Origin of the sequence: Pseudomonas peli, assembly GCF_900099645.1 — a bacterium.
GTDB classification, from domain to species: Bacteria; Pseudomonadota; Gammaproteobacteria; order Pseudomonadales; family Pseudomonadaceae; genus Aquipseudomonas; species Aquipseudomonas peli.
Genome location: NZ_FMTL01000002.1, coordinates 373,907 through 393,387, shown reverse-complemented (window position 1 = coordinate 393,387; position 19,481 = coordinate 373,907). Strand labels below are relative to the sequence as shown.

Below are 19,481 nucleotides of genomic sequence, written 5' to 3'. Positions count from 1 at the left end.
GGTTAACTGACAGTGCGCAAACGGCTACTGGCTTTGTGCCGCGCACAGCAATTGGATTCACCCAAAACAAAACGGCTCGGCGTATCGATACGGTCGATGGGGATGGCGCAACGCTCGCCACTGGGCAAAGAAGCCTCACAACTCGGCTTCTGATAATGCGCCAACCAGTGACGGTATTGCTCTTCACTGACAAAACACTTGGCTGCCGCATAGGCCAGCGGGTTGTCCTGGTAGGCAGCGATGTCCTGCAGCGGGATGGTCAGGTGACCCGCGCCTGGGTGATAGACCACAAAGACCACACCGAGCTTGGCCAGGCGCTCGAGAATCTGATCACCGCCCTGACTGGCCAGATCGGCGTATGCGCGTTTGAGGCGATTGATCTCCTGCAACGCTTGCGTGTCCTGCTCGCCGCGATAAGCCAGCTCAACATCGCGAATGGCAATCTGCTCTTTGTATTCAGCCACTGCAGAAGCAATCTTGGCCTGCATCTCGCCTTCGAACTGCGCGCGCAAGCTGTCGCTCTCACTGCGACCATCACGCTCCAGCGCCCGCAGTTGCTCGGTCATCTCCTCACGGGAGGTCTGGAAACTGGCCGCCTGGGCAGCCAGCTGCGCCTTCAACGCAGCATTGTGCTCTTCTTGCTGACGCAAGGCCTGATGCAGACCGTGGATTTGCGCCTGCAAGTTCTTACTCTGCTCGTCGCTGGCCAACTTGAACTTGGCCAGCTCTTCCTCATGCTGCTGGGCCAGGCTGCTGATGCGCAGACGTTGCTGCTTGATCAGTTGTGCAGCTTTCAGACGTTGTTCCTGATCAAGCTTCTCGGTGGCCTTGGCAGCTTCTTCCTGAGCGGGATCAGGTGCGTACCACTTATCCTCCGAAGCCATTTGCAAGCGCTCAGGGGCCACCGCCTGAGTGCTTTCATCTTCGGCGAGAAGCCCCAAGCTGTTGCGTTTGACCACATCGCGCAGCAGTGCAAGGTCGTTATTGCCTGGGGTCAGGCTGGGGTCCCACAGGTGCATCTGGTGCCAGGACACCGGACACTGGCTGCGGCACGCCAGGCGAATCGGTCCGGCACCCAGATCAGGGCCGCGCCCTGCCCGCTCGGCCAAAGCCTGCAAGGGGATATTCCAACCGGAATCCGGCGCACCCTTTTCGTCGAAATCGAGGTAGAAAAACACCAGCGCCTTGATCAGCAAGCGCGGATTGATCAGCACATAGGCAACCCGCATCTGCTCGTCGGCGAACTCCGGCATATTCACTACGCCATCGAGCAACGCTTCGAACTCAGGGAAAAACATTTGCTTGCAGATGCCACCGCGCTCACTGAAGAACAGTACGGCCTCAACCATCTGTGGCTTGTTCTGCATGCTCATCGCTTTTCCTCTAGGCCGAAACGGGGCTCCGCTCAGCGGTGACTCATCTTGATCATGGTGCGCAAAAAATGGCGCATATGACAAGACTGCCAACAATCTGACGGGCTAAGCAATACCTATGTTGCAGGCGCTATACCCTTGTTCAGGCAAGTCTAGGGGAAAAACCAAGCCCAGCAATGTGACTGTGTTGGCAGTCACCCTGCCAGCCAGCCGCTAAAAACCGGCTTACAGGGCGAAACTGTGATGGATTTGGTGCAACGACTCAGGCTTTGGCGGCAGCCAGGAATGGAGCCAGGCGTCGACCCATTTCCTCGCCCAAGGCCTGCAGACCACTCATGGGGCGAACCATCACTTCAAAATCGACGATCTTGCCGGTTTCATCGAAGCGAATCATGTCGATGCCCTTGAGCTCGCGCTCGCCCACCTTGGCACTGAACTCCAACACCACGTTGAGACCATCGGCGCTGGCCAGCTCGCGGTGGTAGGCAAAGTCGACGAACACCTTACTCACGGTATTGAGAATCAGCGACACCACCGGAGCACCGGCATAGGGCTTGTGCGCCATGGGTGAACGGAACACCGCCTGCGGGTGTAGTAATTCCGGCAGGCTGCGCAAGTCGTTGTTCTGCATCAGGGCATGCCACTGCGCGAGCGTTGCGGCCGCTGCCGGTTGAAGTTGAGCGTTGCTGGACATGAGCTTCTCCTTATTGTTGTGAGCCAAATGCAAAACGCCCCGCACTAGGCGGGGCGTCGGTTGCGTTAGAGTTCGGCGGCGAGGCGCGAGCCCTGGTTGATCGCACGCTTGGCATCCAGCTCACTGGCCACATCAGCACCGCCAATCAGGTGCACGTTCTGCCCGGCGCTTTCCAGACCTTCTTGCAACTCGCGCAGCGGGTCTTGCCCAGCACAGACAATCACCGTATCCACTGGCAATACCTGCGGCTCACCACCGGCGATGCTGATATGCAGGCCGGCGTCGTCGACCTTGAGGTACTCGACCGAGTTGAGCATCTGCACATTCTTGTTCTTCAGGCCGGTACGGTGAATCCAGCCAGTGGTCTTGCCCAAGCCGTCGCCGACTTTGGATTTCTTGCGCTGCAGCAGGAACACTTCACGCGCAGCCGGGTGCGGATGGGCCTGAATACCCGCCACGCCGCCACGGGCTTCCAGCGCGCCGTCGATGCCCCACTCCTTCCAGAACTCCTCGCGGTTGAGGCTGGTGGCCTCGCCCTGATGGGTGATGAATTCGGACACATCGAAGCCGATACCGCCGGCGCCAATCACCGCAACCTTCTGGCCGACCGGCTTGCGCTGCAGGATGGCGTCCAGGTAGCTGATTACCTTGCCGTGTTCAATACCCGGGATGGCCGGAGTGCGCGGCGCGATACCGGTGGCCAGGATGATTTCATCGAAGCCGCCCTTGGCCAGCTCGTCGGCCGAAACACGGGTGTTCAGGCGCAGATCAACGCCAGTGGTTTCCAGCTTGCGCTTGAAGTAGCGCAGGGTCTCAAAGAACTCTTCCTTGCCCGGCACGCGCTTGGCCACGTTGAACTGGCCGCCGATTTCGCTGGCCGAATCGAACAGGGTCACGCTATGGCCACGCTCGGCGGCCACGGTGGCAGCGGACAGGCCAGCAGGACCGGCCCCGACTACGGCAATCTTCTTCACCGCAGCGGTGGGAATGTAGTTCAGCTCGGTCTCGTGGCAGGCGCGCGGGTTGACCAGGCAGCTGGTCAGCTTGCCGCCGAAGGTGTGATCCAGGCAGGCCTGGTTGCAGCCGATGCAGGTGTTGATTTCATCGCTGCGGCCTTCTGCGGCCTTGTTGACGAAATCCGGGTCGGCGAGGAACGGACGGGCCATGGACACCATATCGGCGTCGCCTTCGGCCAACACTTGCTCGGCCACTTCCGGGGTGTTGATGCGGTTGGTGGTGATCAACGGAATGCTGACCTCGCCCTTGAGCTTGGCGGTGACCTTGGTGAACGCCGCACGCGGCACCTTAGTGGCGATGGTCGGGATACGTGCTTCGTGCCAGCCGATACCGGTGTTGATGATGGTAGCGCCGGCCTTCTCGATGGCCTTGGCCAGCAGGACGATCTCGTCCCAGGTGCTGCCACCTTCGACCAGATCGAGCATCGACAGGCGGTAGATGATGATGAAGTTCGGGCCAACGGCCTCACGCACACGGCGGACGATTTCCACCGGCAGGCGCATACGGTTCTCGTAGCTGCCGCCCCAGCGATCGGTGCGATGGTTGGTGTGGGCAGCGAGGAACTGGTTAATGAAATAACCTTCCGAACCCATGATCTCGACGCCGTCGTACTCGGCCTGCTGGGCCAGCACGGAGCAGTTGATAAAGTCCTGGATCTGCTTCTCGATGCCTTCCTCGTCCAGCTCTTTGGGCTTGAACGGGTTTATCGGCGCCTGGATCGCGCTTGGCGCTACCGATTTCGGGCTGTAGGCATAGCGGCCGGCGTGGAGTATCTGCATGCAGATCTTGCCGTCCGCCGCGTGCACCGCACGGGTAACGATCTTGTGCTTTTCCGCCTCTTCCGGAGTGGTCAGCTTGGCTGCGCCGGAATACACGCCGCCCTCATCGTTCGGGCCGATACCGCCCGTCACCATCAGGCCAACGCCACCACGGGCACGCTCGGCGAAGTAGGCCGCCATGCGCTCGAAACCATTGGGCTTTTCTTCCAACCCGGTGTGCATCGAGCCCATCAGGGTGCGGTTCTTCAGAGTGGTGAAGCCCAGATCAAGCGGGGCCAGCAGGTGGGGGTACTGAGCAGTCATGGAAATCTCCACATCGGGTGTTGGCTTTCACGGATGCCGCAACCTCTTAGCGGGTCGCGGTCGAATATGGTCTAGACGATAATCAGCCGCGCCGAACAGCTCAATGACCTAAAGTTACAACCTAATGATCAAAAAGAGCAGCAGCTCTTGGCAAAGCCCAAGCACCTGCCTACCCTGGCGCCTTATCTAAATGCCCAGCACTGAATGGGCGCAGACGGAATAACGCTGCAATGCTGAAAAGCACACGGGTGAAACTCGGCGATCTGTCGGTGGGCTTTGTCGACAGCCTGGCGGACGCCATGCGCCGCTGCGCCCAGGACCCACAACCGTTGCTCGATAGCTACGGCCTGGATGCCGCGCGCCTGGCCGAGCCGCGCGCGCGACTGTCGATACCGCGCTACATGCGCCTGGGTCATAGCGCCATCCAACAATGCGGCGAACCCGGCCTTGGCCTGCTGATGGGGCAAACCAGCCGTCTGAGCCAACTCGGCTTAGCCGGTGTGACAGCCATGCAGGCACCGACGGTGCGTGAAGCGGCGCGCGCGCTGACTCGCTTCGAGCCGTTGTATGCCAGCAACTACCGCGGCCAGTCGAGCCTGCACGAGGACAATCGGGGCGCCTGGCTGCGCTTCTATTCGATCAGCCCGTACAACGCCTATAACCGCTTTGTCGTCGACTCGGTACTGGCAAGCTGGACGCAACAACTCAGCAAGCTGGCGCAACAAGCGCTGCCCGTGGAGAAAGTGCAGATAGAATTTCCCGCGCCCATCTATGCAGCGCAGTACGGCGAACTGTTTAACTGTCCGGTGGAATTTGCCAGTGAGCATAACCAACTGCGCCTGGGCCAGCAGAGCCTGAACCTGCGCAACCCCGAACACTGCCCGAGCACCTGGCGGCACCTGCTGGAAATCTGTGAGCGGGAACTGACGCAGTTGACCCGCACCCGCAACCTGCGCGAGCGCATTACTCAACTGCTCGGCCCATTGCTGCACGGCCGCGAACCTGATCTGGCAGAAGTGGCAGCACGCTTGCAGCTACCGACCTGGACCCTGCGGCGCAAGCTGGCCGAGGAAGGCACGCAGTTTCGCAGCATCCTTAACGACACCCGCCGCGACCTGGCCATGGCCTATATTCGCGACACCGAGCTGGCCTTTGGCGAAATCGCCTACCTGCTCGGCTTTGCCTCCGCCGAAGCCTTCCAGCGCGCGTTCAAACGCTGGAACCAGCAAACCCCAGGCGAATATCGCCGCGAACAGCGCCGGGCGCTCTAGCAGCGCTAAAACAGATCAGAGCTCGGTGGCGTCTTCGTCACGCTCCGGCACATCCTGCTCGGTGGCGCGCGCTTCCAGCAGCTCTTCTTGATAATCGTCCATTGCCTATTCCTCCCACTCGATATGTCAGCGACTGCTCATTGCATAAACAAAGAGCATGCCAATCAGGCTAGGGCAGGTAGATGAACGCAAGATGACAGTTTGTCGCGCAACCAGATTCAGGCCAATCGCAGGAAATTACAGGCAATAAAAAATGGCCGGGAGCCATTTTTAACGTCGCGCAGCGACGGCCCGAAGGGTTGCCGCCATGGATGGCATGGCAATAAAAAACCCGCTGATATCGCTATCAGCGGGCTTTCTAATATGGCGCAGCGGACGGGACTCGAACCCGCGACCCCCGGCGTGACAGGCCGGTATTCTAACCGACTGAACTACCGCTGCATGTCGGTGGACTTTCGTCCGTACAACTCTTGCTTAATCTGATGAAGCCGCCTGTTAGGGCTTTTCCATCTCAACCTGAGCGAACTCAAGCAGGAAAATATGGCGCAGCGGACGGGACTCGAACCCGCGACCCCCGGCGTGACAGGCCGGTATTCTAACCGACTGAACTACCGCTGCGCGTCGGTGGACTTTCGTCCGGTTTCACAAGAGTGGTGGGTGATGACGGGATCGAACCGCCGACCCTCTGCTTGTAAGGCAGATGCTCTCCCAGCTGAGCTAATCACCCGCTGCTTGCGAGGCGCGAAATTTACGCAAGGGCCGCACCTAAGTCAACACCCTGCTTCAAGTTTTTCTAAAAAAGTGCAAAAACTGCTGCCCTCCCCAGGTGCCACTAAGGAACTCGCCGCACCATTATTGAGCCACCCGCAGACTGAGCCGAGCAGCCACCTTATTGTCTTCGGCGCGATCCAGCCCGGCTTCGGCGATTTGCACGCCCTGTTCCTGCAGCACAGTGAACCAACGCAACAGCTGGGCAAAAGGTGCCGGCTGCAGATTGAGCTGCACAGCGCCGTCGCCGGAGTTGTCCAGGCGCTCGATGGTCAGGCCCTGGGTCGCAGCCGTGGCCGTGACCATGCCTTGCAGCCGCTCCGGATCAATCGCCTGTTGCGGGGTGCTGGCCACATTACGCGCCGCCGGCGCCTGACTATGCAGGTAGGCATTCAATTCGCGCTGCGTTTCAAATGCACTGCGTGCTGCGGCCAGGCGCTCCTGCGTCGGTTGCCAGAGCGTCAGATAGAGCAGCACCAGCAGCAGAAACGCCCCAAGACTGCCGAGCGAAAACTGCTCACGCGGCGCCAGAGCACGCCAGCGCTGCAGCAACAGCGAATTATCCAACTGCGCGGTAAAGCCCTTGCCTTGCGAAACCATACTCATCCTCCGATCACCACGCGCGCGCTGACGCTTGCACCTTCACGGCTGGCCGAGCCCAGTTGTACCGCCAGGCCACTTTCCTGCAAGCGCTCACGCAGACGCTCCAGCTCGGCAAAGCCGGCGGCCTGCACCTGCATGGCCAGATCGCCACGTACTTCACTGAAATCCACCTGACTGATCTGCACCTGGCCGCCCTCAGCAGCCAAAGCGCCGCTGACCTGGGCGAGCAAGCCGAGCAGACGGGTTTGCCCGCTGCCCGCGCCTGCCTGTAGATGCTGATCAAACTGCGCACGCAGGTTGATCAGCTTGCTGTCCTGCGGGAACAGCTCCTTGTACAACGCGGCGCTGGCAGCGGCATATTCATCGGCCTGACGCTGCAGGTGCCAGCCCTGCGCCAGATTGAAGCCCCACTGCAACACCAGCCACATACCGACCAGCCCCAACAATGGCCGCCAGCGCTGCCACTGGCCGCTACTGCTTTGCAAGGCGAACTCGCCCTGGGCCAGGTTATTGCGCAGCGGCTGCTGGGCCAGCCAAACATAGGGATCGACCACCACTATGCTTTCATCCACCGGTTGCGGCGCCGGGTGCTGCGGATCACACCAGGCAACCTGTGACTGCGCGCACAGGGGGCTCAGCTGCGGCCAATCCTGCGCCTGCAGCGCCATCCGCGTGACATTCTCGCCGCCCAGCAACCAGCGACCGTGCAGCAGCAAGAGCGCAGTGCCCTGCCCTGGCAGCAGATCGGCATCCACAACTATCGCCTGCGGCGCTGTGGGGCACAACGCCAGCCAGCCGGCCAGCCAGCTGCGGCGCACGGCAAACACCCGATGACGGCCATCGGCCAATTGCTCACCCAACGCCAGGTGCATCAGCTCGACCTCTTCGGCGAGCAGCTCTTCTACCGCAAAAGGTAGCGCCTGACGCAGCCAGCGGGCTTTGCGCGTCGGCAGATTGACCGCGCAGGACGTCACCGCCTCAACGGGCAGGACCAGGGTCCAATTGCCGCCAAGCTGCGTCTGCGCCTCACAGAATTCCAGGGTTTCGCTTACGCCGTCGGCCACCCACTGCACGGGTAGATCCGCCTGCGCGCCGCTACAGGCGGCGGGTGGCAGAAACACATAGGTCTGACTCATGGTTCGACTTCCTCAACGGGCGCCGGCGGCATACCGCCCTGCCCCAAATCACGGGCTAGAACATACAACTGACCATCACTGGCGCGCTGCAAGGTGCTGCGTAAAACCTGACGGCGCTCACCAACAGTGACTTCGCTGAGCACCTGAAAATACTGACTGCCGACCGCCAGGCCCTGGCTCTGCACCTGCAAGCCGCTGAGCTGCGCGGTAAAGCTCGGTAAATCACGATAGCCCTCACTGCCCCGCGCGGCGACCAGGCCCTGGGCGGTGCTCAGGGGCAACCCTTCAGCCACGCTGGCCAATACCCGCGCGCTGGCGGTATTGACGTTAAGCGTGGCATCCGCCGGCAACGCGCTGACATAGGGCGACAGGCGCTGGTAATCCGCCTCGGTCATTTCCAGCAACAAGCGCAGTTCGGAGACATCCTTCAACTCTCGGTTGCCCGCGCGATAAGGCGGCTGCGCCAGCAGATATTGATTGTCTTCCGCGCCGTAACCACCGCTGGGCTGATCGTCAGCGTCCAACCAGTCGAGCAGGCGCTCGGCGTAGGGCGCTTCGATCTGCAGCCCCAGCAACAGACGGCGCAACTGCGCCACGGCGGCCTCATTGGGCTGGCCCTGACGCAGCAGGCTGTTGAGATTGAAACGCCCAGTCAGATCGGTGATCTGCACACGCAATGCGCCGCCCTCATCCAGGGCAAAGGGCGCACGAGCTTTGGCCCAGGCCTCGCCCGGATGATCCACCGGCGCACGCGGGTCACCCTCACGCAGATCGCGCTGCAGAATAGCCTTGGCCAGGGTCTCGCCGCCCAGGGCGTAATGCCAGGCTTGGCGCACGTGCAGCTGATTGGCGCTGCTGCGGATCGACAGCTGCTGGCGGGCGATAATCCCGGCGCTGACCACCGTGACCACCGCCACCACCAGCAAGACGGTGATCAGCGCCATACCGCGCTGCCGATTCATGAGCGCGGCTCCTCGGGAATATCGCCACCGGGCTCGGCGGGGTCGTCCGGGCTCGGCTCGGGTGCTTGCTGCAAGCGCTCCGGCAAGCCTTCGGGCAGGCGTAACACACGGCGCAGCTCGCCATAGCGGCGATGTTCCAGCACCAGCTCAACGGCCTGCGGCAACAGCTTGAGCGCATCGTCCGGGTTATTGCCCAGCGGCGGCCAACTGGTCTGCCAGATGCCCTCCTGATCCAGATAGCGCAATTGCAGTCGGGTCACCCCATCCAGCGCTTGCTGCACTTGCGGCTGGCTGTCCTGCGCCTGATCCAGCACCGTCCAGTAGTGGCGCTGCCACTGCTCGCCACTGAGCTGCCAGCGCACGCGCTGCAGGCCGGAGCGCGACTGCCCCAGGGGATTGCGCCAGCCGCTGCGGGTCAGTTCCAGGGCCGGATTATCGAGGTCTTCGCCGAGCAAAGCGGCGCGAGGATCACCAAAGGGATCACGCGTGGGTCGGGCCTGTACCTGCAACACATCGCGCTCGAATGCGGCCATGGCGCGCACCAGCTCGCGCAATTGCATTTCATGGGCTCGGGTGACTTTGTCGGTTTGCAGCACGCTGTCGAGCATGCGGTAGGTGCCCAGCCCCAGCAGCGCAAAGATGGCGATGGCGATCAGCAATTCGAGCAGGGTAAAACCGCGCACCGCCCTCATTGCAGCACCCCGAGAAAAGCGTTCAGGCTGACCACCGCACGCTCACGCACATCGCCGCCCGAACGCCCCTGCTCTGCGGGCGCGACCCACAGGGTGACGCGGCGCATATCTGCCTCACTGGTGGCCAGCACCTCGCTTTGCCATTGCCAGCGCCGCCCCGCGAAATCCACCTCGCCCTGGTCGCGGCCATCAGCAACCGGAGTCTTCGACAACTGCAACTCCGCCAGCTGGTTGTCGGCGATCCACATGGCCAGGGTCTTTTCTTCCAACCGCGAGGCGGTTTGCAGGCTGCGCGCGGTGGCCGTCAGTACGCTAGCGGCGACCAGCGCAAAAATTGCCAAAGCAACCAGCACCTCAAGCAGGGTAAAGCCGCCCGCGCGCCTCATCGTTTGCGTCCTGCCGGCTGCTCGCTCTCAACCTTTGGCAGCTGGAAACCATCGCTGACCAATTGCAGGCGCAGCCCATCAGCGCGGCGCTCGGCCAAGCGCAAACGAAACGGGCTGATTTCCCCGCTCGACAGCAACAACAACTGCGGCGTCAGTGCACCTTTGCTGGGTTCTTCGCCCTCAGGCAGCGGTAGCTCCAGCGCCGCACCTTCCAGCTCGACACTCAGCTCGGCCCAGCCCGGCAGCTTATGGGGCTTGGCCGACAAGGCCTGCCAACTCTGCTTCGCCGAGTCGTAACGCAGCACTTGGTAGGCCTCGCGGCTGAGCAGCAAGCCGTACTCCTGGTTATCCAGCACCGCTTCCTCGGCCAGCACGCCAATCAACCCGGCCAGCCGTTCGGCTTCGTTATGCAACTCGCGCCCCGGACCGGCGATGCCCACGCTGAGCACCGCAATACCGATCAGGCTGCCAAGAATCACCAGCACCACCAGCAGTTCGATCAGGGTAAAGCCCCCAGCCTGGCTCGGTTGCTGGCGCATGGGGATCAGAGGTCCCAGTTACCGATATCGGTATCCTGATCACTGCCGCCTTCCTTGCCGTCGGCGCCCAGGGAATACAGGTCGAAAGCCCCCTTGGTGCCCGGTGCCAGGTATTGGTAGACGTTGCCCCACGGATCGATCGGCAAGCGCTTGAGGTAACCGTCGCGATTCCAGTTCTTCGGCTGCGGGTTGCCGGATGGCTTCTTCACCAGCGCTTCCAGGCCCTGCTGGGTGCTGGGGTATGCATGGTTATCCAGCTTGTACATATCCAGCGCGGCCGCCACGGCCTTGATATCGCCCTTGGCCACGGTGACCTTGGCCTGATCCGGGCGGCTCATTACCTGTGGCACCACCAACGCGGCGAGGATGCCGAGGATCACCACCACTACCATGATTTCGATCAGCGTAAAACCGGATTGACGCTTGTTCACTGCTTACCCCACCAACTGATTGAGAGACAGAATCGGCAGCAGAATGGCCAGTACGATCACCAGCACCACCGCCCCCATAAAAACCAGCATAAAGGGCTCGAACAGCCCCACCAGCAGCGCCACCTGGGCACCCAAATCGTTTTCCTGATTACGCGCGGTGCGGGCCAGCATCTGATCCAGCTCACCCGAGCGTTCGCCGCTGGCGATCATATGCAGCATCATCGGCGGAAACTGCCCGCTAGCCTCCAGCGCGCGGGTCAGGCTGCCGCCCTCGCGCACCTTCTGCGCGGCAATTACTACATCGGCGCGGATCACCCGGTTGGCAATCACCTGTGCGCCGATGCCCAGGGCTTCAACTAGCGGTACGCCGCTGCGGGTCAGAATGGCCAGGGTCGAGGCAAACCGCGCGCAGTCAGTGGCACGAATCAGCCGTCCCACCAGCGGGATGCGCAGCAAGAAGCCATGCCAGCGCGCCTTGACCGCATCATCACGCAGCGCCCAGCGCAGGGCGAACACGCCCAGGATGGCGAGAATCACCGCCAGCCAGCCCCAGCCTTTGACCCAATCGCTCAGGGCAATCAAACCGCGAGTCAGCGCCGGCAGGGTTTGCCCGGAGTCGACAAACACCCGCACCACGTCCGGCACCACATAACCGAGCAGGAAGCCGACTATCAGCAGCGAAGCGCACATCAGAATCAGTGGATAAAGCAGCGCCAGTTGGATTTTCTGCCGCGACTGCTGACGTTGTTCGGTGTAGTCGGCCAACTGCTCCAGCACCGGACCAAGATGGCCGGCATGCTCGCCCGCCGCCACCGTGGCGCGGTACAGCTCAGGGAAAGCCGAGGGAAATTCTTTCAGGCTGCTGGCCAGATCATGGCCTTCCAGCACCCGCGCACGCACCGCCAGCAGCATGCTTTGGATACGCGGTGAGCTGGCTTGCGCGGCGGCCGCGCGCAAGGACTCCTCAATAGGCAAAGCGGCCTGCACCAAAGTCGCCAATTGCCGGGTGATCAACGCCAGATCGCGAGCGGAAATACCTCGGGCAAAACTGAAATGTGAGCCTGCGCCAGCATTTTCACGGGTGCGAGTAGCCTTCACATCCAGCGGCGCCAGTTGCCGTTCGCGCAGAATCTGCCGCACCTGGCGCGCGCTGTCGGCTTCCAGCACGCCTTTCTGCTGGCGACCTTTGCCGTCGAGGGCGAGGTATTCGAACGCGGCCATTATTCTTCCCCGCTCATTCTTCGCGAGTCACGCGCAGCACTTCCTCGACCGTGGTCGCGCCTTCCAGCACCTTGCGTCGGCCATCCTCGCGGATGCTCGGGCCGAGGCTGCGGGCGTGGCGGGTCATGTCCTGCTCGGAAGCGGCGTTGTGAATAAGCGTGCGCAAGTGGTCATCAAACACCACCAGCTCATAGATACCGGTACGGCCGCGGTAGCCCTGCTGATGGCACTCGGCGCAGCCGCGGGCGTGATACAGCGTCGGTGGACGCGCGAACGGTACACCGAGCAATTTGCACTCGGCTTCATCGGCCTGGTAGGCCTCTTTGCAATGTGGGCAGAGCACCCGCACCAGACGCTGGGCCAGCACACCAAGCAAGGACGACGACAGCAGGAACGGCTCGATGCCCATGTCCACCAGACGGGTAATCGCGCCGATGGCGCTGTTGGTGTGCAGGGTCGAGAGCACCAGGTGACCGGTCAACGAGGCCTGCACGGCAATTTCGGCGGTTTCCTTGTCGCGGATCTCGCCGACCATCACCACGTCCGGGTCCTGACGCAGGATCGCGCGCAGGCCACGGGCAAAGGTCATATCGACCTTGGAATTGACCTGAGTCTGGCCGATGCCTTCGAGGTGATATTCGATCGGGTCTTCGACGGTGAGGATATTGCGCGTGCGGTCATTCAGGCTGACCAGGCTGGCGTACAGCGTGGTGGTCTTACCCGAACCGGTAGGCCCAGTGACCAGCAGAATGCCGTGGGGCTTGCGTACGGTGGTTTCCATCAGGTCGCGGTCGCGCGTACTCATGCCCAGGTGTTGCAGGTTGAGACGGCCGGCTTGTTTATCCAGCAAACGCAGCACCACGCGCTCGCCATTGGCCGATGGCAGGGTCGAAACCCGCACGTCGACTTCACGACCACCGACTTTCAGGGAAATACGGCCATCCTGCGGGATACGCTTTTCAGCGATATCCAACCGCGCCATGACCTTGATCCGCGAGACCAATAACGCCGCCAGTTCTCGCTTGGGCTCCAGCACTTCACGCAGAATGCCGTCCACCCGGAAGCGCACGACTAAGCGTTTTTCGAAGGTTTCCAGGTGGATGTCCGAGGCGTTTTCCTTGATCGCCTCGCCGAGGATGGCGTTAATCAGGCGGATGATCGGCGCGTCGTCCTCCTGCTCCAGCAGGTCTTCGGTTTCCGGCACCTGCTCGGCCAATGCCGCCAGGTCCAGGCTGCCGCCGATGTCTTCAGCCAACTGCATGGAGGCTGAATCATGCTGATAGGCCTTGGCCAGGGCCTGCTCGAAGGCCTCTGCCGACAGCGCCTGCAACGGCAGCTGTGCACCGACAAACCGCTGCGCCTCGCTCAGCGCCACCAGTTCGACGCCTGGGCGATAAACCAGGCTGGATGCGCCCTCAACGCTTAACAGCACCACACCATGGCGCTTGGCAAAGCTGAAGGGCAAACGCCGTAAGGGCACTTCGATAAGCAGCGCATTCATTCGTAACATGCCTTTGTCACAATAACCCGACACCACGCAACAGGCGCCAAACGCAGGACAGCTAGCCAGGGTTCTGTGAATTAATTGTTGTAAGTTGGCGGAAACAGCATGAAAACAGCGCACTATCTTTAGCACATTGAGCGGATCGACACACTACCCCAACGGGGGGCTGCCAAATGCCCGGCAAGTGTCTATGATCAGCGCGCGATCCACGCCACATAATAATAAGTTCCGGAGTGACGCCCCTTGCCCCTTTTGGCCTCCCAACGCTGGCTGCAGCGCCATGCCACCACTCTGGTGGGCTTTGCGCTGGTGATCGCCATGAGCGTTAGCCTTGCCTGGCAAAGCGCCGATTGGCTGCGCCTGTTGCGCACCCCGATCAGTGCGAATGACACTTCGGCCACTACCGTGCAAACCGCTGTACAGCCTACTGAAATTGGCCAGCTATTCGGCACCAGCAGCGCAACCAGCGACAGCCCAGCACCCAGTACCAACCTGCGCCTGACCCTGCTTGGCAGTTTTGTACATGCCGATCCGCAGCGCTCCACCGCGATTATTCGCAGTGAAGGCAGCACCGCCCAGCGCTACACCCTCAACAGCGAGATCAGCAGCGGTGTACGCCTGCATGCGGTAGCTGCCGACCACGTTGAACTGCTGCGCAATGGCCGCCGCGAAAGCCTTAGCTTCCCGCTGAATAACTCGAGCACCAGCAGCCTGCAGAGCAATACCTCGGAGGCCATAGCGGACCCACTTGAGCAGCTCAGCGAAATGGAATCCGACGACCTGAGCCAATTACGTGAACGCATGGATGCGTTGCGCCAGCAGATGCAGGACTCCAGCACACTGCCGGGCACTGCAGAATCCACCGAACAGCCTTTGGAAACCAACTGACACGATGACTCCGACTCTCTCGCGCCTCACCTTCGCCCTGCTGGCCGCCGGCCTTGCCTTCAGCTCGCTGCCACTGAGTGCTGCCGTTACTGCTGTAGCGCCCAGCGCCAGCCAGCAGGAAGAAAACTGGACCATCAACCTCAAGGGCGCCGACATCCGTGAGTTTATCGACCAGGTCGCGCAGATCAGCGGGCAGACCTTCGTCGTCGACCCACGGGTCAAGGGCCAGGTCAGCGTGGTGTCCAACAGCCCGTTGACACTAACTGAGGTGTATCAACTGTTTCTCTCGGTGATGGCCACCCACGGCTTCAGCGTGATCACCCAGGGCGACCAGGCGCGCATCGTCCCCAACGCCGAGGCCAAGGCCGATGCGGACGCCGGGCGCAACGCACCAGACCGCCTGGAAACCCGACTGATACAGGTACAGCATGGCTCGGCCACCGAACTGATTCCGCTGATCCGCCCACTGGTGCCGCAGTACGGCCACCTGGCGGCGATCAGCAGCGCCAACGCCATCATCATCAGCGACCGTACAGCCAATATTGAACGCATCGAAGACCTGCTGCGTCAGCTCGACCAGAAAGGCCAAAACGACTACAGCGTGCTCAATCTGCAACACGCCTGGGTCATGGACACCGCCGAAGTGCTGCGCAATGCCGTAGACCGTGGCCAGGCCAAGGGCGCGTCTGGCACTCAGGTGATTGCCGACGGCCGCACCAACCGCCTGATTCTGCTCGGCCCGCCGGCCGCACGGGCCAAGTTGGTGGCCCTGGCACAGTCGCTGGACACACCCACCAGCCGCTCGGCCAATACCCGCGTGATTCGCCTGCGTCATGGTGATGCCAAGAGCCTGGCGGAAACCCTCGGCGAGATTTCCGAAAAACTCAAACCTGAAACCGGTGGTGAAACCACTGGCAAGCCGCAGACCATCCTGATCCGCGCCGACGAGAGCCTCAACGCTCTGGTGCTGCTGGCCGAACCTGATGTGGTGGCGACCCTGGAAGACATCGTGCGCCAGCTGGATGTGCCACGCGCTCAGGTTATGGTCGAGGCAGCGATTGTCGAAGTCTCCGGCGATATCACCGACGCCCTCGGTGTGCAGTGGGCCGTGGATGGCCGCGGCAGTACCGGTGGCCTGGGCGGCACCAACTTCAGCGGCACCGGATTGTCTGTGGGACGTGTATTACAAGCCATCCAGGACAGCGGCAGCGACACTGATAACAACACCCTGGCCAACCTGCCGGATGGCGCCATCATCGGCCTGGGCACAGACAGTTTCGGGGTGCTGATTACTGCGCTGTCGGCAAATAGCAAAAGCAATCTACTGTCCACGCCCAGCCTGCTGACGCTGGATCACCAGAAAGCGGAAATTCTGGTCGGGCAGAACGTCCCCTTCCAGACCGGCTCCTTTACCACCAGCGGTTCGGGCGCGGATAACCCCTTCACCACCATCGAACGCCAGGACATCGGCGTGACCCTGAAAGTTACCCCGCACATCAACGAAGGCGCCAACCTGCGCCTGGAAATTGAGCAGGAAATCTCCTCTATTGCGCCCACCAGCCAGGGCGTCAATGCCGTTGACCTGATTACCAACAAGCGCTCGATCAAGAGCACTATCCTTGCCGAAAATGGCCAGGTCATCGTGCTCGGCGGGCTGATTCAGGATGACGTGACCCAGGCTGACTCCAAGGTGCCACTGCTCGGCGATATTCCGCTAGTAGGCGCCCTGTTCCGCTCAACCAAGGAAACCCGCATCAAGCGCAACCTGATGGTCTTCCTGCGTCCAACCGTGGTGCGCGATGGCGCAGGCCTGGCGGCGTTGTCTGGGAAGAAATACAGCGATATCCGGGTACTGGGCGACGTACGTGAGGACTACCGTCCTGGCATTTTGCCGCGCGACCCTGTGCAGCTGTTTGACCAGAACACTCCTGAGGCGATCGACCTGCGCGAGTGATGGTTACGGATACGTAATCAGGCGACATAGCAATAAAAAAGGCCTCGGTGGATACCGAGGCCTTTTTGTTTACCGCGATGAATCCTTACTTATCTTCGTTACGCTGGTGCTTGAAGAACACACCGCTGTCACCGAAGGTAGACGCGATAAAGGCCGAGGTCAGTTCCATCTCGCCAATCTTCACCGCGCTGTTGCGCCGCTGAGCGGCGTAACTGCGGCTGATCGATGGAATGATCGAGGTCTTGATCTCCATCGAGGTGGCGTACACGTCATAGACCTTGGTGCCGGCATTCAGGGTCAGCAGGTCCGTACGGAAGTCATGGGCTGTGCTGGCGAAACGATTACGCAGCTCGGTGCGCGGCACAAAGTAAATCTGCGTCGGCGCTTTGGGTTTAGCTACGGCGGCGCCAGCCTGGGTGACTTCTGCCAGGTCGTTGAGCAGCAGCAACGTCGGTTTGAGGCTCACCGCGGAGAACAGGATGGTTGTGCCCAGGGTGTCATTGGCTTCCGGCACCACGTACTGCGACAGCTCATTGGCGAAGAAGTTATGGTTAGCGCCCTGCCCGCTCAGGGTGTACAGCGCGGACACGTTCTCCGACGGTTTGCCATCGACAAAGGCCTTCCACGCCAGCCCCGGTGCGAAACCGCGATCCGCCGGATCACCGGTAACCGACAGCCGCAGCAGGCCGCTGTCAGAGCCCTGGAACAGGCCGCTGTAGGGGTTATTGGGCACCGCGACGAACTTGACCTTGGCCATCACACCATGCGGATGAATCGGCTTCTCATAACCGGCCGGGGCCACGTCGCTGCGCACCTTGACCTTGTTCCAGAGGATTGAGCCGATCAACCCGCCAACATTCACCGGCTGCAACGCTGGCAGTTTGTCCGCCGCATACTGGGTGCGCAGCGCGCCGTTGACCCAAAGGTTTTCCTGCTTGTTGGCCCCAGGCCAGCTTTCGTAGTCCGCCGGAATATTCAGCCCCCAGGGTTTGAAGGCGTTTTCCACGCCGGCCAGGCTGGCTTGCAGCTGCGGGTTATGCCGACGCAGCACATCCACCATGGTGGTGTGTTCGACCCAGTCGATTCCTTCCGGGGTATACACCTCCGGACGGTAATCCTTGGTATAGAAGCGGTCAGCCATCAGGCGGCGCGAGGCGTTCATGATAAATATTTGGAATGCCGTTTCACCGAAGGCAAAGCCCTCAGGACGTACGGTTTCCGCCAACTGACCGACCAGGGTGTCGATCTTCTCGATGTCGTTGTTATACAGACGCTTGAGCTCGGCCAGGGTCGCGGCATCCTTGGTCAGGTCCTCGAACTTAGTGATCGGGTTGAGGCCGATCTGCCGGCGGAACTCGTTATAGCGCGGCACGCCACGCTCACGGTCACGCAACACATCGATGGCGGCCAGGTCGATATCACCCACCAGCGGCATCGACAGGTTACGCAAGAAGTTCGGGTAGTTGTTCAGCGTCAGCGAACCCGGATTGGTGATGCCGAAGGAGTACCACAGGCGCTCCGGGCGCTCGTCGTTGAGCAGGTTTTCGGCGTCGCGGTCACGGGTGTTCTGCAGTGCGATGGTGCGCGAAACCTGGTTCGAGCCGATGTCATACACCTGCACGTTGTCACGCATCAGCGGGTGCATGCGGTACACCGCGACGAACTCTTCGGTAAGGGTGAACGGCACGCCGTAGTTGTTCGGCGCGGTGGAGCCGACGATGCCGGTCAGGGCGTGGTCGATGGCACTGTTACCAACGCCCGGCGCCACATTCGGGTCGAAACCGAGGATACGCTTGACGAAGGAGTCGGAGCGCGCCAAGTCCGCCTGCAGCATGCGTACTTCGGCCTGGAAGTCATCACGCGGGCCGCCCTGGCCGAGCAGGCCCCACCAGTTGGAGTACATGGCGCGTTCGGTGATTGGGTTGGCGATCACCGCTGGGGTCCACTCCACGGTGTGGATCTTGGCCATCAGCGCCGAGTTGATCAGGCGTGCGCGGTCGTACAGCCACTGGTCGCTCTGCGCCGGGTACTTCTGCTTGAGCTTACTGGCGATGGCGTTGTGTTCGAGGGTGAACAGCTGATGCAGCATGCTCAGGCCTAACCACCAGTTTTCGTTGAACCCGGTGACCGGTTTACCGCTGAGCAGCTCAGTGGGCAAAGTACCGTTGGCGTTGACCTTGAGCTTGCCGTCGACAAACGAGCGCACCTTGTCGTTGGTTTCCTTGCTGCTGCCATACAGCTGCGAGCCGTCCCACCAGTGGGTGTTGTGGTTGCGGTAGGTTTGCGGTTTGCCGGCGTCACTGCTGCTGCGCGTCGGGTCAGGCTGCGTGCGCTTGACCGACATACTGCCGCTGCCCAGCAAATCGCCCGGGGGCAGAGGGAACTGGATCGGGTCGGCGTCGGCATTCGGGCCGTGATCGAACCAGTCGTGCACCATAAATTGAATCCAGGCGGCGGCGATAAAGTTCAGGCTTGGCGCCGGCTTGAAATCCTCGCGCGCCATGAGGCTGTTACTCACCTCACGCGGGTTAGGGCTAAGCAAGGTGGTGGTTTCACCCTGGGTCACCGCCGGGTTGACGTTACGGCCAAAGCGCCGATACACCGAACCCTCGGCCGGGTTACTGAGAATGTTGCAGGTACCGTCTTCAGTACGAGCCGCCTGGCTGCGCGCATCACAGGTGATGTTGGCGTTGTAGCCCGCGTAGTTTTCAACATCGAAGAGGTTGTTCTCGAACAACGCCTGGCGTTCAACCGCCAGCACCAGTAGTCCGGAGACTACGCCCAGCGTTCCCAGCTTGGTCAAAGCTGGCCAAGTGACCCATACCGACATGGCTAATGCTCCCGTTTTTATTGTTGTACGGACAAGGCGGCTACTGACATAGCAGCGCAGGATCAAGCCTATCGACGGGTACAGCGGATCGCCCCCCTCCAGCGGAGGGGCTATGGCCAATCAGGTGGGC

The 19,481-nt window shown here is 61.4% G+C and carries 16 protein-coding genes and 3 tRNA genes; 3 read left to right on the top strand and 16 right to left on the bottom strand.

Annotation, left to right across the window (positions count from 1 at the left end):
• Nucleotides 1–2 precede the first annotated feature (2 nt).
• The 3 genes from BLO50_RS10615 to BLO50_RS10605 all read right to left on the bottom strand — a co-directional run bounded on the left by BLO50_RS10615 (nt 3) and on the right by BLO50_RS10605 (nt 4,166).
• A complete protein-coding gene (locus BLO50_RS10615) occupies nt 3–1,373 on the bottom strand; it encodes a chromosome partitioning protein ParA (RefSeq protein ID WP_090252301.1) in 1,371 nt (456 codons plus the stop codon).
• 262 nt (nt 1,374–1,635) lie between these two features.
• On the bottom strand, nt 1,636–2,067 hold the full coding sequence (locus BLO50_RS10610; protein WP_090252298.1) for a nuclear transport factor 2 family protein: 432 nt from the start codon (nt 2,065–2,067) through the stop codon (nt 1,636–1,638).
• 65 nt (nt 2,068–2,132) lie between these two features.
• Entirely contained in the window at nt 2,133–4,166 is a 2,034-nt protein-coding gene (locus BLO50_RS10605) for an NADPH-dependent 2,4-dienoyl-CoA reductase (protein ID WP_090252296.1), read from the bottom strand.
• Between the two features lie 230 nt (nt 4,167–4,396).
• On the opposite strand from BLO50_RS10605, the gene BLO50_RS10600 reads away from it, so the two are divergent.
• Nucleotides 4,397–5,437: an AraC family transcriptional regulator gene (locus BLO50_RS10600; RefSeq protein WP_420875457.1), complete on the top strand. Its 1,041-nt coding sequence runs from the start codon at nt 4,397–4,399 to the stop codon at nt 5,435–5,437.
• Between the two features lie 364 nt (nt 5,438–5,801).
• On the opposite strand, the gene BLO50_RS10595 is transcribed toward BLO50_RS10600, so the two are convergent.
• The 12 genes from BLO50_RS10595 to gspE form a co-directional block, all read right to left on the bottom strand.
• Nucleotides 5,802–5,878 (bottom strand) — tRNA-Asp (locus BLO50_RS10595).
• A 100-nt stretch (nt 5,879–5,978) separates the two neighbouring features.
• A tRNA-Asp gene (locus tag BLO50_RS10590) sits at nt 5,979–6,055 on the bottom strand.
• Nucleotides 6,056–6,088: 33 nt separating this feature from the next.
• Nucleotides 6,089–6,164 (bottom strand) — tRNA-Val (locus BLO50_RS10585).
• Between the two features lie 125 nt (nt 6,165–6,289).
• Nucleotides 6,290–6,811 (bottom strand): type II secretion system protein M, encoded by a 522-nt coding sequence (locus tag BLO50_RS10580; RefSeq protein WP_090252293.1) that lies wholly within the window; start codon nt 6,809–6,811, stop codon nt 6,290–6,292.
• Nucleotides 6,808–7,944 (bottom strand): type II secretion system protein GspL, encoded by a 1,137-nt coding sequence (gspL, locus tag BLO50_RS10575; protein ID WP_090252290.1) that lies wholly within the window; start codon nt 7,942–7,944, stop codon nt 6,808–6,810. Before gspL ends, BLO50_RS10580 begins: the two co-directional genes overlap by 4 nt.
• Nucleotides 7,941–8,906, bottom strand: a complete 966-nt coding sequence (gene gspK / locus BLO50_RS10570) for a type II secretion system minor pseudopilin GspK (RefSeq protein ID WP_090252288.1) — start codon at nt 8,904–8,906, stop codon at nt 7,941–7,943. The genes gspL and gspK overlap by 4 nt, the downstream gene beginning before the upstream one ends.
• Entirely contained in the window at nt 8,903–9,598 is a 696-nt protein-coding gene (gspJ, locus tag BLO50_RS10565; RefSeq protein WP_090252285.1) for a type II secretion system minor pseudopilin GspJ, read from the bottom strand. The genes gspK and gspJ overlap by 4 nt, the downstream gene beginning before the upstream one ends.
• On the bottom strand, nt 9,595–9,984 hold the full coding sequence (gene gspI / locus BLO50_RS10560; protein WP_090252283.1) for a type II secretion system minor pseudopilin GspI: 390 nt from the start codon (nt 9,982–9,984) through the stop codon (nt 9,595–9,597). The genes gspJ and gspI overlap by 4 nt, the downstream gene beginning before the upstream one ends.
• Nucleotides 9,981–10,523, bottom strand: a complete 543-nt coding sequence (gene gspH, locus BLO50_RS10555; RefSeq protein WP_090252280.1) for a type II secretion system minor pseudopilin GspH — start codon at nt 10,521–10,523, stop codon at nt 9,981–9,983. The genes gspI and gspH overlap by 4 nt, the downstream gene beginning before the upstream one ends.
• Before the next feature lie 5 nt (nt 10,524–10,528).
• Entirely contained in the window at nt 10,529–10,954 is a 426-nt protein-coding gene (gene gspG / locus BLO50_RS10550) for a type II secretion system major pseudopilin GspG (RefSeq protein WP_090252278.1), read from the bottom strand.
• 3 nt (nt 10,955–10,957) lie between these two features.
• Nucleotides 10,958–12,175 carry a GspF family T2SS innner membrane protein variant XcpS gene (xcpS, locus tag BLO50_RS10545; protein WP_090252275.1) on the bottom strand — a complete coding sequence of 406 codons (1,218 nt, stop codon included), beginning with the start codon at nt 12,173–12,175 and terminating at the stop codon, nt 10,958–10,960.
• 13 nt (nt 12,176–12,188) lie between these two features.
• The gene (gene gspE / locus BLO50_RS10540; protein WP_244152874.1) at nt 12,189–13,685 is read right to left on the bottom strand and encodes a type II secretion system ATPase GspE; all 1,497 of its coding nucleotides are present in this window, start codon (nt 13,683–13,685) and stop codon (nt 12,189–12,191) included.
• A gap of 237 nt (nt 13,686–13,922) precedes the next feature.
• Here gspE and BLO50_RS10535 point away from each other — a divergent pair, with 237 nt between their 5' ends.
• A complete protein-coding gene (locus BLO50_RS10535) occupies nt 13,923–14,567 on the top strand; it encodes a type II secretion system protein N (RefSeq protein WP_090252270.1) in 645 nt (214 codons plus the stop codon).
• Between the two features lie 4 nt (nt 14,568–14,571).
• Nucleotides 14,572–16,521 (top strand): type II secretion system secretin GspD, encoded by a 1,950-nt coding sequence (gene gspD, locus BLO50_RS10530; protein WP_090252267.1) that lies wholly within the window; start codon nt 14,572–14,574, stop codon nt 16,519–16,521.
• An 85-nt stretch (nt 16,522–16,606) separates the two neighbouring features.
• On the opposite strand, the gene BLO50_RS10525 is transcribed toward gspD, so the two are convergent.
• Nucleotides 16,607–19,351: a peroxidase family protein gene (locus BLO50_RS10525; RefSeq protein ID WP_090252264.1), complete on the bottom strand. Its 2,745-nt coding sequence runs from the start codon at nt 19,349–19,351 to the stop codon at nt 16,607–16,609.
• Nucleotides 19,352–19,481 lie beyond the last annotated feature (130 nt).

What these genes read in the sequence shown, in the direction of transcription:
- gspH (WP_090252280.1), bottom strand. Translation starts at nt 10,523, where the DNA reads ATGCGCCAGCAACCGAGCCAGGCTGGGGGCTTTACCCTGATCGAACTG.
- gspL (WP_090252290.1), bottom strand. Translation starts at nt 7,944, where the DNA reads ATGAGTCAGACCTATGTGTTTCTGCCACCCGCCGCCTGTAGCGGCGCG.
- gspK (WP_090252288.1), bottom strand. Translation starts at nt 8,906, where the DNA reads ATGAATCGGCAGCGCGGTATGGCGCTGATCACCGTCTTGCTGGTGGTG.
- gspI (WP_090252283.1), bottom strand. Translation starts at nt 9,984, where the DNA reads ATGAGGCGCGCGGGCGGCTTTACCCTGCTTGAGGTGCTGGTTGCTTTG.
- BLO50_RS10580 (WP_090252293.1), bottom strand. Translation starts at nt 6,811, where the DNA reads ATGAGTATGGTTTCGCAAGGCAAGGGCTTTACCGCGCAGTTGGATAAT.
- BLO50_RS10605 (WP_090252296.1), bottom strand. Translation starts at nt 4,166, where the DNA reads ATGACTGCTCAGTACCCCCACCTGCTGGCCCCGCTTGATCTGGGCTTC.
- BLO50_RS10600 (WP_420875457.1), top strand. Translation starts at nt 4,397, where the DNA reads ATGCTGAAAAGCACACGGGTGAAACTCGGCGATCTGTCGGTGGGCTTT.
- gspJ (WP_090252285.1), bottom strand. Translation starts at nt 9,598, where the DNA reads ATGAGGGCGGTGCGCGGTTTTACCCTGCTCGAATTGCTGATCGCCATC.
- gspE (WP_244152874.1), bottom strand. Translation starts at nt 13,685, where the DNA reads ATGTTACGAATGAATGCGCTGCTTATCGAAGTGCCCTTACGGCGTTTG.
- xcpS (WP_090252275.1), bottom strand. Translation starts at nt 12,175, where the DNA reads ATGGCCGCGTTCGAATACCTCGCCCTCGACGGCAAAGGTCGCCAGCAG.
- gspD (WP_090252267.1), top strand. Translation starts at nt 14,572, where the DNA reads ATGACTCCGACTCTCTCGCGCCTCACCTTCGCCCTGCTGGCCGCCGGC.
- BLO50_RS10615 (WP_090252301.1), bottom strand. Translation starts at nt 1,373, where the DNA reads ATGAGCATGCAGAACAAGCCACAGATGGTTGAGGCCGTACTGTTCTTC.
- BLO50_RS10525 (WP_090252264.1), bottom strand. Translation starts at nt 19,351, where the DNA reads ATGTCGGTATGGGTCACTTGGCCAGCTTTGACCAAGCTGGGAACGCTG.
- BLO50_RS10610 (WP_090252298.1), bottom strand. Translation starts at nt 2,067, where the DNA reads ATGTCCAGCAACGCTCAACTTCAACCGGCAGCGGCCGCAACGCTCGCG.